8 protein-coding genes are annotated in these 11,939 nt (G+C 52.6%); 1 reads left to right on the top strand and 7 read right to left on the bottom strand.

Annotated features, from left to right (window positions below; translation table 11 throughout):
* Window positions 1–158: 158 nt before the first annotated feature.
* From BTA51_RS20255 to BTA51_RS20230, 6 genes are all read right to left on the bottom strand, one after another.
* On the bottom strand, window positions 159–2,141 hold the full coding sequence (locus BTA51_RS20255) for an acetyl/propionyl/methylcrotonyl-CoA carboxylase subunit alpha (RefSeq protein WP_094710616.1): 1,983 nt from the start codon (window positions 2,139–2,141) through the stop codon (window positions 159–161).
* 13 nt (window positions 2,142–2,154) lie between these two features.
* A complete protein-coding gene (locus BTA51_RS20250; RefSeq protein ID WP_094710614.1) occupies window positions 2,155–2,961 on the bottom strand; it encodes an enoyl-CoA hydratase/isomerase family protein in 807 nt (268 codons plus the stop codon).
* A gap of 117 nt (window positions 2,962–3,078) precedes the next feature.
* Window positions 3,079–4,695: an acyl-CoA carboxylase subunit beta gene (locus BTA51_RS20245; RefSeq protein ID WP_094710612.1), complete on the bottom strand. Its 1,617-nt coding sequence runs from the start codon at window positions 4,693–4,695 to the stop codon at window positions 3,079–3,081.
* Window positions 4,696–4,707: 12 nt separating this feature from the next.
* Window positions 4,708–5,865, bottom strand: a complete 1,158-nt coding sequence (locus BTA51_RS20240) for an acyl-CoA dehydrogenase family protein (protein ID WP_094710610.1) — start codon at window positions 5,863–5,865, stop codon at window positions 4,708–4,710.
* A gap of 139 nt (window positions 5,866–6,004) precedes the next feature.
* Entirely contained in the window at window positions 6,005–6,871 is an 867-nt protein-coding gene (locus tag BTA51_RS20235) for an SDR family oxidoreductase (RefSeq protein WP_094710608.1), read from the bottom strand.
* A 13-nt stretch (window positions 6,872–6,884) separates the two neighbouring features.
* A complete protein-coding gene (locus BTA51_RS20230; protein WP_094710606.1) occupies window positions 6,885–8,729 on the bottom strand; it encodes an acyclic terpene utilization AtuA family protein in 1,845 nt (614 codons plus the stop codon).
* A gap of 545 nt (window positions 8,730–9,274) precedes the next feature.
* Between BTA51_RS20230 and BTA51_RS20225 the strand changes: the two genes are divergently transcribed.
* Window positions 9,275–9,877 carry a TetR/AcrR family transcriptional regulator gene (locus tag BTA51_RS20225; protein WP_094710604.1) on the top strand — a complete coding sequence of 201 codons (603 nt, stop codon included), beginning with the start codon at window positions 9,275–9,277 and terminating at the stop codon, window positions 9,875–9,877.
* 3 nt (window positions 9,878–9,880) lie between these two features.
* Here BTA51_RS20225 and BTA51_RS20220 read toward each other — a convergent pair whose 3' ends face one another.
* On the bottom strand, window positions 9,881–11,884 hold the full coding sequence (locus BTA51_RS20220; protein ID WP_168188233.1) for a diguanylate cyclase: 2,004 nt from the start codon (window positions 11,882–11,884) through the stop codon (window positions 9,881–9,883).
* Window positions 11,885–11,939 lie beyond the last annotated feature (55 nt).

Here is an 11,939-nt window from a genome sequence, read left to right as displayed (position 1 = left end):
TACAAATCTTTGGGTTATCTGGGGTTGGGAACATTTCCCGGTTCTTTTCGCCTATCCGGCTTTTGATGAACTCTATCCGGACTCTGACAAACTTATATCCTGATTCTGACAAAGCTATATTCGGACTCTGACAGAGCCATATCCGGACTCAGGTAAAGCTATAAAGCCGGCTCTATCTCGATTAACAGCTCTCTGACCCTGACCTGATCGCCGGTTTTAATATTCACCGTACCTATTGTGCCGTCGGTATCAGCTTTCAGGGGATGCTCCATTTTCATGGCTTCCAGAATGACCAGAGTCTCTCCTTTACTGACCGCCTGGCCTTCAGCGACAAGAACATCCACGATGGAACCGTCCATGGAGGCCCGGACTTTGCCGTCACCGGCAACATCACCGGCCTGCGCGGCTTCCAGGGTTAAATCCTGATAGCAATAGGTGCATCCCTGCAGATTCAGGTATACCTTGTCCTGGTCGCATTGGTAGCGGACCTTACGGCGGATATCGTTGGTGACAAAGACCAGCTCATTATTGGTACAGGCAATGACACTCACGGATAGCTCTTCTTCCTGCCGGCGGATAATAAACTCGCGCTCTCCGGTGGATTCCAAAGCTATTTCCACGATCAGATCTCCCAGCCTCAACTCGTAGGGCCAGGGTGCCCGGTTGGCAGTCCACCAGTTGAAATGCCGGTTATCACCATGTTTCCCGTGATAAAGAATGATGGCAGCCAACGCGTGGCTCAGCATCGTTCCCGAGGCTGGCAACATGGAGTCATCCTGCTGCAGATGTTCCTCGATAAAAGCGGTAGTGGCTTCACCGCGAATAAACTCCGGATGAGACAGAATACTGGTCAGAAACTGCTGATTGGTGGTGACACCAAACAACACGGAATCCTCCATGGCTCTCGATAGCCGGCGACGGGCTTCTTCACGGTCCGCACCGTAACTGATGATTTTGGCCAGCATAGGATCATAGTGAGGGCTGACGTATTGACCGTTAACGATGCCGTCATCAATGCGAATACCTTTTGTTTTTGTCGGCTCCCAATGGAGGATTTTTCCTGTCTGCGGCAGGAACTGGTTGGCGGGATCTTCCGCATACAAGCGGACTTCCATGGCATGGCCAGTGAGCTTGATCTGGTCCTGGGATACTGGCAAAGGCTTCCCGCAAGCAACATTTAATTGCCAGTCGACCAGGTCATAGCCGGTCACAAGTTCCGTTACAGGGTGTTCTACCTGTAGTCGGGTGTTCATTTCCAGAAAGTAAAAGTTCTGATCCTGATCGACCAGAAACTCGACAGTGCCAGCGCCCACATACTGACAGGCCAATGCAGCATTGACCGCGGCCTGACCCATGCGTTGGCGAAGAGATTCGTCCACAAAGGGGGAGGGGGCCTCCTCAACGACTTTCTGGTGACGCCGTTGTATCGAACAATCCCGTTCTCCCAGATAAACCGCCTGTCCATGCTGGTCAGCGAACACCTGTATTTCGATATGCCGGGGTTGAATCAGCGCTTTTTCCAGAATCAGCTCGCCGCTTCCAAAGGCACTAAGGGCTTCTGAACGTGCGGTTTTTATCTGCGGGAGGAGCTCGCTTTCTTCAAACACTAGGCGCATGCCGCGCCCGCCGCCGCCTGCGGAGGCTTTGATCATTAAGGGAAATCCGATGTTCCCGGCAGCACTCTGCAGACTCTCGTCATCCTGTGCTTCACCCTCGTAACCGGGAATGCAGGGAACGTCCGCTTTCTGCATAGCAATCTTGGAGAGTCGCTTGCTTCCCATCAGTTCGATTGCGCCGGCAGGCGGGCCGATAAAGGTAATACCAGCCTGTTTACATTGATTGGCAAATTCGGCATTTTCCGACAGAAAACCATAGCCGGGATGAACGGCATCTGCTCCGGTTTTACGGCAGGCTTCCAGTATCTTGTCTGCCACCAGATAGGATTCCCCTACGGCTGGCCCACCAATACAGACGGCCTCATCGGCCAACACCACATGAGGGGCAAACTGGTCCGCACTGCTGTAAACGGCGACAGTACGAAATCCAAGATCTTTGGCCGTACGAATGACCCGAGAGGCAATTTCTCCCCGGTTGGCAATCAGGATTTTGCTGAACTTGGCACTCAGGATTTTGCTGGACATAGTGTGCTATACCTCATTCGGCCCATTTGGGATGACGTTTTTGCATGAAAGCCATGGTGCCTTCCTTGCCTTCCTCACTTTGTATAGCCTGTCCGAACTGGCGTGCTGCCTTATCCAAGAGAGATTCCAGAGGCTCGTGGTCCACCGCCAGAAGCAATGCTTTGGTTGTGGCATTGGCCTGGGGAGCACAACGTTTTACGATGCTCAGGACTTCCTCAACGGCTTCCTGTAGTGCCTCTTCGCTTTCTGCTACGTCGTGGACCAGACCGAGGCGTTCTGCTTCGTCTCCATTGAACCTGATACCTAATAAAGCAAGGCGTCTGGCCTGGGTGAGACCAATCCGTTTGACGACGAAAGGGGCAATCTGTGCAGGGGGAATGCCCAGGCCGGTTTCGGGCAATCCAAACTGAGCATTCTGATGTGCTATGGCCACATCACTGACACAAGCCAGTCCAAACCCACCTCCCAGTACGGCGCCTTCCACGGCGGCGATTACCACTTGGGGTGCTGCGTTGACCATGGTGATCATGCGACCGAAATCCCGATTTAGCAGTGCGAAAGGATCTTCTGAGGATTGTCCGAGAGCGCTTCTGGCATTGGCCATGTCGCCGATGTCACCGCCGGCACAGAAATTTCCATCGGCACCTCTTAAAACCACGGCACGGATAGTGCGGTCAGAGTGAATTTCTTCAAAAACCGTCATCAGTTCATGCACCATTTGAAGAGACATGGCATTGCGGACCTGGGGACGGTTCAGAGTAATGAACAGGGCATGGTCCTGTTGCTCCAGCTTAAGCGTTTCTGTGTTGGGTAATGTCATATCGTTTCCATTAAATTCTTTTTGTTTATTCTTTTTATGTATTCATCTTATTTTTAGGCTTGCCTGAAAAGGTCGCGGAGATGTCGCGGAAACTTATTTCGGTGCGCCATGTCCATCTCAGAATCTGGCGACGCCGAAAGTGATTTCACGTAGGGAGCGCCGCTCCGCTTCATAGCAAACATCCAATACAAAAGCCAAAACCTGCCGGGTGTCACGAGGATCAATCAGACCGTCGTCCCATAGCCGTGCCGTGCCGTAGAGTGCCGTGGATCCCTTGTCCAGTTTCTCCGCGGTGGCCTGTTCAATGGCGTCCAGCATTTTGGGATCCGGCGTCATGCCCATCTTGGCTTGCTTTTCCTCGGTTACGATGCGCAGTACCTTTCCTGCCTGGACTCCGCCCATAACCGCGGTACGGCTGTTGGGCCAGGCGAAAATAAAGCGGGGGTCCAGTCCTCGGCCACACATAGCGTAGTTGCCGGCGCCATAGGAGCCGCCCACGACCATGGTGATGCGCGGCACTTTGGCGTTTGCAACAGCCTGAATCATTTTGGATCCGTGTTTGATGACACCATTTTGTTCTGAGTCGGTTCCCACCATAAAACCAGTGGTGTTATGGAAGAACAGAATGGCCGTGTTGCTTTGTTCACAGAGTTGGATGAACTGCGAGGCTTTGGCAGCTCCGTTAGGGGTGATGGGGCCGTTGTTTCCGATAATGCCGCAGGACATGCCATGAATTTTGATAAAGCCGCAGACTGTTTGCTGATCAAACAAGGGCTTGAAATCCAGGTATTCCGATCCATCCGCAATCCGGGCGATAATCTCCCGCACGTCATAGGGTCTTTTAGGATCATTCGGCACAATGCCCAACAGGTCGGAGACCGGGTAGAGTGGTTCATTCCACTGAAGTGTTGCGTTATTTTGACGGCTTTCATTCCAGGGAATCTGGTGCAGAATTTCCCGGGCGATGCGGATACCGTCAGCATCATCCTCTGCCAAAAACTCTGCTGTTCCGGCGACGGAGGCATGCATCTCTGCGCCGCCCAAATCCTCATCGGTCGCAACTTCCCCGGTGGCAGCCTTCAGCAAGGGTGGACCGGCAAGGAACAGTTTGGACTTGTTTTTCACCACCACACAGTAGTCGGACAAACCGGGCTGGTAGGCTCCACCGGCCGTCGCATTCCCATGTACGACGGTGATCTGGGGAATCCCGGCAGCGGACATTCTTGCCTGATTGGCAAATCCCCGGGCCCCGAGTACGAAAATGTCGGTCGCATAGTTCAGGTTGGCCCCACCGGACTCTGCCAGGGTAACTACCGGAAGCTTGTTCTCCATGGCGATTTGTTGAATCCGCAGGGTTTTGTCCAATCCTGCGGGAGAAATGGTTCCGCCTTTGATTGCACTGTTGCTGGCGACAACCAGACAGCGAACTCCCTGTACATAACCGATCCCGGCGATAACGCCACCACCGGCCATGGAGCCGTCTTTGTCGTCATGCATCTTAAAGCCTGCCAGGGAGCACAATTCCAGAAAGGGGGTTCCCCGATCCAGTAACAGATTCAAACGTTCCCGGGGGAGCAGTTTGCCCTTTTTATGAAATTTCTCTTTGGCTTCCCGGGCCTTGTGCAGCACCTTTTCCTCTATGGTTCGGAACTCTGCCAGGGCCACTTCCATGGATTCCCGGTTTTTGGCGAATTCTTCTGAATTCGGGTTGATGAGCGATTCAATCACCGGCATGGCTGGACTCCGTTACTTCTTTTTACCGGGCAAGGTGCCCATCAGTTTGCAGATAATGCCCAGCATGATTTCATCGGCGCCGCCACCGATGGAAACCAGACGGACATCCCGATAGGCCCTGGAGACATTGTTGTCCCACATGTAGCCCATGCCGCCCCAGTACTGCAGGCAGCAATCGGTCACTTCCCGGCCCAGGCGACCGGCCTTGAGTTTGGCCATGGAGGCGAGATTCGTGACATCTTTGCCGGCCACATACATCTCGCAGGCCCGGTAGGTGAGGGCCCGCAACGCTTCAATTTCGGTCTGCAGTTCGGCCATGCGAAAGTGGATCACCTGATTGTCGATCAAGGGCTGACCGAAGGTCGTGCGTTCCCGGCAATAGCTGATGGTTTCGTTGACACAACGTTCCAGTGCCTTGATGACATTGGCGGCGCCCCACAGGCGTTCTTCCTGGAATTGCATCATCTGCATCATGAATCCCATACCCTCGGCGCCAATACAAAAACGCTGGGGAACCCGCACTTCATCGAGGAATACCTGGGCTGTGAGTGAGCTGCGCATCCCCAGTTTGTCGAGCTTGGGGGCCACTTCAATCCCCGGCAGATTCATGGGAACCACAATGAGGGATTTATTGCTGTGGGGTTTGCCTTCAGAAGTGTTGGCCAGAAGACACATGAAATCGGCTTGTGGTGAATTGGTAATCCACATTTTCGAGCCACTGATCACGTAGTCGTCGCCGTCCTTGCGGGCGACGGTCTTCAGACCGGCCACATCGGAACCGGCAGTGGTTTCGCTGACGCCGATACAGCCGATCATCTCACCTCGAATGGCGGGAGCCAGGAACTGTTCTTTCAGCTCATCAGAGCCGAAGCGGGCGATGGCCGGGGTGCACATATCCGTCTGCACCCCGATGGAAAGAGCAACACCTCCACTGGTACAGGTTCCAAGTTCCTCTGCGGCAATCATGTTGTAGCTGTAATCGAGCCCCATACCGCCAAATGCTTCCGGTTTGTGGATGCCCAGCAGACCGAGATCGCCCAGTTTTTTAAAGATTTCGTGCATGGGAAACTCACCGGCTTTTTCCCACTCTTCGGTATGAGGATTCAACTCGTTTTCGACGAAGTTTTTAATCGTACGACGAATTTCGTTGTGTTCCTGGGTAAACAACATGATGTCAGTGCCTCGTTTTATTATTCTGTTCGGTTTTCTGTTCTGATATTGAGACCCGTCGCGAGGAGGAGGTCTGCAAGTCATTAGTCATCCAATAACATCTATTCATCCACTAAGACCTTATTCATCCAATAACACTTTATTCATCCAATAAGACCTTGGGAGTCGTGGAACGGTGGAACCCGTTGTACTCTTCCACGTGATTGGCTTTTGGCAGTGGCCAATGACGACCTCCCAGCGGAGCCGCACCATCTATACGGATCGTTTCGCCGCTGATGAAGCTGGCGCCGGGGCTCAGTAGGAAACAGATAGTGCTGGAAACTTCAGCTTCAGTCCCGAGTCGTTTCAGGGGAACGGCATTCTGCAGGGATTTGATCATCGGTTTCATGCTGGCATCGTAGTTATCCATCCCGCTGGAGGCGATCCATCCTGGAGCCACGGCATTGACTCTGACACCGGATACCGCCCACTCCACGGCGGCGGTTTTGGTCAGGTTGTCCATCCCGGAGCGGGCTGCCCCGGAATGTCCCATGCCCGGCATGCCGCCCCACATATCCGCTATGATATTGACGATAGCCCCCCCATGTTTGCGCATGGATTGGTTATAGATTTCCCTGGCCATCAGAAAGCCGCCGACCAGATTGGTGCGTACCACTGTCTCAAAGCCTTTTTGATTGATAGCAGCCAGTGGCGACGGATATTGCCCTCCGGCATTATTCACCAGGCCATGGATTTCTCCGTGGCTATTGAGGATTTCCTTGATGGTGGCAGTCACCTTTTCCTCTTCCCGGATGTCACACACGTAAGAGGAGATAAGGCCACCGTCTTCCCGGATTTCCATCTCTACCTGATCAAGCTTTTCCTGTTTGCGGCCGATGATCACCACATCCGCCCCGAGAGAAGCCAGTTCGTGGGCCGTACACCGGCCGATACCACTGCCTCCGCCGGTGACAACCATCGTTTTGCCCTGAAACAGTTTATCTTTGAAAATCGAGTTGTATGTCATGGAGTAGCCTCTGCTATAGCCGGTCAATCATGGATTGGGGAACCTTGACCGGCATATCCAATAGTTGTTGAGCAAATGCTTTACCTTGGGGGTCGATGCGCAGGCTGGCGACACCGCCACCCCCAAGACTGTTCCGAAGCAGGAAGTTCAGCCCGTTGATTTCCGGTAGCTCCCAGCGTTCCACCTTGCTTTCCGGTGCATCAAGTACATGGGCCATATAGCGTTTGACCGCAGACTCGGTGAGAGCTTCGCGAATGTATGGGAGAAATTCAGAACGACGTGCAATAACACCAATGTTGGCGTGGTTGCCCTTGTCGCCGGAACGAGCCCAGGCCAGCTTGATCAGGGGAACTTCGGCATCGGAGGTGTTTCTGTCCGCATCCAGACCCGTATCCATGTCTGTATCAATGTTTGTATCGATGCTTCTATCTAAGGACAGTTGAGGCTGTACCATGTCACTGGTGAATCCTCCATCGGTGGCGACGTTGACCGGGGTTCGGGTATCTCCGGCCACAACGCTGACGTCGATACCGGCTTTGGGAACCAGGCAGGAAAACAGCCGGATCTTGGGCCAGACATCAGGCCGACCACCTACAATGCCGGTGAGGCCTGGAGCCATCCCGGTAGCGGCTTGGGCTATTTCCCGCGAAAAGGTGACCAGGGCATCCTTTTTCGGGTGGGTGCAGGAGATCTTTACCACTACTTCCCGGGTTTGTCCTGCCTGGCTGTGTGAGCCATAAGTGGCTTCTGACCCCAACAGCTCAATGCTGGTATCAGTGAATGGTGGGAGGTCTTTCTCAGCCAGAATACGCTGGGTTCTGGCAATGATGGCGTCGGCTACTGCCTGACCTTTACGGACAGCGTCAATGCCGCCGATCAGAAAAGTGGCTGTGCATTTGAATCCATCCGGGTAAGTGGCCGAGACTTTGTATTGGTCTGTGGGGGGCAGTCCTTTGGCACCAGTGACCTGGACAACATTGTCCATTAACTGCTCAAGCTTCACCCCGGTGAAATCACAGACCACATCCGGCAGGAAGTAAGCGCGGGGGTCGCCAATTTCGTAAACCATTTGTTCGGCAACAGTGGCGCAACTTACCAGCCCTCCGGTTTGTTCCGGTTTGGTCACGATAAAATTCGCATCGGCGCTAACTTCGACGATAGGAAACCCCATATCTTCATAACCGGGGATCAATTCCCAGTCGGTAAAGTTCCCACCGGTGCATTGGGTGCCACATTCGATGATATGGCCCGCCAGGCTACCCTGGGCGAGCTTGTCATAATCATTCATTGCCCAGCCGAACTCGTGTACCAACGGGGCGAGAACCACGGCACTGTCGACCACCCGGCCGGTAATGACGATATCGGCTCCGGTTTTAAGGGCGGCAACGAGTCCGGGAACTCCAAGATAGGCATTCATGCTCACACACATGGGAGGCAATGGAGCGCCACTGTCCAGTTCCCGAATATCCTGCTCGGCATACTGTTTTTTATGGGGCAGTAGATCGTCACCCAGGACCACGGCCACTTTGATTTCGACGCCTGCAGCTTCTGCCGCGGCCAATAATGCATCCCGGCAGGCCAATGGATTGACTCCGCCCGCGTTGCTCAATACCCGGATACCTTTGGCTTTCAGCTGTGGCAGCAGGGGCGCTATTACGTGTTTTACGAAGTCCACCGCATAGCCCGCGCCAGGGTCTTTCATTTTCTGGCCGGCCATAATGGACATGGTGATTTCCGCCAGATAGTCAAAAACCAGATAGTCCAGGTTACCCTTTTCCACTAGTTGGGATGCGGCAGAATTGGTGTCACCCCAGAAGGCTGCTGCACAACCGATTCTGATGCTGGATTTTGCGTTCATATACCCGCCTGTCATTGTGCACGTTGTTTTTCTTGTCTTATTTGTCGTTCTTGTCCCTTTTTTTTTCTTGTTCTGGATTCCCTGTCTTTCAGTTCTTGCGCTTGTGTTTCTGTTCTTTTCTTTCATTTCTGTTCTTCAGTTAGGTCCGCAGTCAGAGCGGCTACTTCAGTGTTTGGTCGAAGCGGATAGTCGTCTCGCGAACCTGGCTGAACTAAGGTTGAAAAACGATACCAAGCAAGCGCTTGGTTTGTAAAGTGGGAATTTTAGGATAAACTAGCCGCCAGCAATGAGAACCTGAGAGTTTGCGTGGCCTCTAGGGCCAGGCTTCCATGTTGGTTTTTGTTGACGAGGTGGTGGCTAAGGTTAGCAGAAGGCTGATGGAAGAGCAGGGCGAACACGCAGGTTCGCCCCTACGGGGGATGGGTGTGAAGGACCATAGATATAAAAAAGGTAAAAGATAAAAGATAAAAGGATTTAGGGATATGAAAGATCGTGGATATAAAAAGCATATGCGTGTGGATGTAATTTAAGAGGCTGTTCTATATATGAATCAACTTGCACAATTAATCCGGGACGGTAGGGTGACGGATCCTGATAGTGCCCGGGGCAGGCTGTTATCCAAGGCGGCTCACCTATTCAAAGAGAAGGGGTATGAACGCACAACGGTAAGAGATCTGGCAGCCTCCGTGGGGATTCAGAGCGGCAGCATCTTTCATCACTTTCGTAGCAAGGAAGAGATTCTGTTTGCCGTGATGGAGGAGACCATTCTCTACATCACTGCCAAAATGGAAGAGGCGTTATCCAAGGCTAGTAGTCCGAAGGAGTCCCTGCTCGCATTGATTCGCTGTGAGCTTGAATCGATCCTGGGAGGAACCGGGGAGGCCATGACCGTTCTGGTATATGAGTGGCGCAGCCTGTCGGAACTGAATCAGAAACGCATTCTGAAATTGAGGGATCATTACGAGAAGCTATGGCTGGACACCCTGGATCAGGCCAAAGAAGAGGGCTTGGTAAATGGGGATGTGTTTATTCTGCGTCGATTTCTGACAGGTGCATTGAGCTGGACGGTGACCTGGTATAACCCTGAAGGGCCTTATAGTTTGGACCATCTGGCGGAGCAGGCCCTGGCGCTGGCAGTCAAAGGATAGAGGCTAATTCCTGACGGTATTTTCAAAGTTTTTTGAATCGGCAGAGCATACCTGGTTTCTGCCGTTTTCCTTGGCCATGTAGAGGGCCTCATCAGCCAATTGCAACAATTGGTTGCCGGACGCCTGTGATTCCGGCTGCAAAGTGGCCACGCCGAGGCTGATCGTGATGTTCGGTTCGATACTGTTCGGATGAATACTGCTTGTATTAAAAGCATTTGTAGTAAATGCATCTGCATAATTTGCATTTGTGTTAGATGAATGAGGTACATCGTCCGGGTGCGGTGCTCTGGCATGTTCCACCCATCCTCGAATTCGCTCCGCGACAATCATGGCGCCTTCCAATGGGGTGACAGGCAATAGCATGACGAACTCTTCGCCACCATAACGGGCGACCGTATCACCGGGACGGTGTTTGCCCTTTTCCAGAATCAAGGCCACATGTCGCAGGCAAAGGTCACCAAACAGGTGACCGTAGTTATCATTGAGTCGTTTGAAATGGTCGATATCAATCATGATCAGAGATAATGGCGTTCCATCCCTTGCGGCTCGTTTTACCTCCATTTCATAACGCTGATTGAAGTAGCGGCGGTTAAAAACATTGGTCAACTCATCAACGTGGCTCTGTTTTTCCAGGCTATGATTGGCTTTCTCCAGCAGATGGAGAGTTTTCTGCAGTTCATTGGTGCGTTCATTGACCTGGACTTCCAGCTGTGCGCTGTACTTTTTCTCCGCCGCCAGCGCATCTTCTTGTGCCATTCGAGCCAGAACCTCCATACGCATGGATTCCTGCTGGGCCTGGGCTCTCGCCCGACGTTGTTGGGCGACATACTCTCCCAGGGCAAATGAAATCAACACCACTTCGATTGCCGTACCAATTTGCAATGCATTCTCGGTAGCAAAATTTCGGGGGATCAGATGGATTTTATTCAGGGCCAGAATAATGGCGCCCATCAGGGAAGAGAACCAGGCAAGCGTGAAATACTGTGCCGCACGATCTTTTTCCATCGAGCGCTGGATACCCAGGATCAGCGCCAGAGTGATGTTCACCATTGAAATAGCGATCATGAACAAGATCATGGAGCGGTAGCTGATCGTCGTGCTTAGCAAGGCTCCTGCGAGGGCAAGTATGGCCCCGGAAATCAACAGTCGACCGGCCCAGGGTTTGTGCTCCGGGAGATTCAGGAAACGATTGACGAACATCGCCATGAAAAACAGTGTAGTGCCGAGGAACACGGGTAATGACAACTGATTCCAGCGCACTGATTCCGGCCACAGGTACTGATAGGCAAAACCGCTGAGAGATAGCTGGAACATGGAAAAGCAGCAGATAAACGCCACATAGTACAGGTATCTGGATTGCTTGATGGAGAAATACAGGAACAGATTGTACAGCGCCATGATCAGCATGAAGCCGTAGTAAATTCCTTCGACGAAGGTTGCTTTGTTGTCCAGTGTGTGGAATGCCGTGGGACTATACAGCTTCAGGGGAACTTGTATGGAGGTCTCTGATCTGACCCGAAGATAAATCTTCAGCGGCTGGCCACTCTGGAGATTGAGTGGGAATACAAAATTTCTGTGGGGATACAAACGTGAGTTGTAGGTCAGGTTGTCCCCTGAGTTGAACTGCTGGAGCAGATGTACGCCTTCAGTAATGAAGATATCCACTTCATCCAATACCGGATAGCCGACTTCCAGAAACCATTCACTGTCATTGATATCAATATTTTCCAGATCCACGACCAGCCAGTAGGTGGCATCACTATAGCCGAAGGAGAGGGTTTCGTTGTCCTGGGTTATCCAGTGAGGTGATACCTTTTGCAGGAATATGTCATAAAAACTCAGCCGGCTGTCCTTGTCTTCGTAGTAGCTCACATAGGGGGCGAGGTTATAAACATCTCTTTCGGTAGAAATGGGTAGCCTTGCGGCAGAGGTCGTTACCACTGTAGAGGTGGGCTGCGTTGCGGCTGAATCAGGCTCTGCAGCAAAGGCCTGGATATCAACCAGCATTAGCCAGCATAACAGCATGCCGGCCGTGAGGTGGAAACAGCTTGCGGTTCGGTGG

The sequence above is a fragment of the Hahella sp. CCB-MM4 genome (assembly GCF_002260525.1).
Classification (GTDB): Bacteria; Pseudomonadota; Gammaproteobacteria; order Pseudomonadales; family Oleiphilaceae; genus Hahella.
This window is presented reverse-complemented; position numbering and strand designations above follow the sequence as displayed.

What these genes read in the sequence shown, in the direction of transcription:
- BTA51_RS20255 (WP_094710616.1), bottom strand. Translation starts at nt 2,141, where the DNA reads ATGTCCAGCAAAATCCTGAGTGCCAAGTTCAGCAAAATCCTGATTGCC.
- BTA51_RS20250 (WP_094710614.1), bottom strand. Translation starts at nt 2,961, where the DNA reads ATGACATTACCCAACACAGAAACGCTTAAGCTGGAGCAACAGGACCAT.
- BTA51_RS20245 (WP_094710612.1), bottom strand. Translation starts at nt 4,695, where the DNA reads ATGCCGGTGATTGAATCGCTCATCAACCCGAATTCAGAAGAATTCGCC.
- BTA51_RS20240 (WP_094710610.1), bottom strand. Translation starts at nt 5,865, where the DNA reads ATGTTGTTTACCCAGGAACACAACGAAATTCGTCGTACGATTAAAAAC.
- BTA51_RS20235 (WP_094710608.1), bottom strand. Translation starts at nt 6,871, where the DNA reads ATGACATACAACTCGATTTTCAAAGATAAACTGTTTCAGGGCAAAACG.
- BTA51_RS20230 (WP_094710606.1), bottom strand. Translation starts at nt 8,729, where the DNA reads ATGAACGCAAAATCCAGCATCAGAATCGGTTGTGCAGCAGCCTTCTGG.
- BTA51_RS20225 (WP_094710604.1), top strand. Translation starts at nt 9,275, where the DNA reads ATGAATCAACTTGCACAATTAATCCGGGACGGTAGGGTGACGGATCCT.
- BTA51_RS20220 (WP_168188233.1), bottom strand. Translation starts at nt 11,884, where the DNA reads ATGCTGGTTGATATCCAGGCCTTTGCTGCAGAGCCTGATTCAGCCGCA.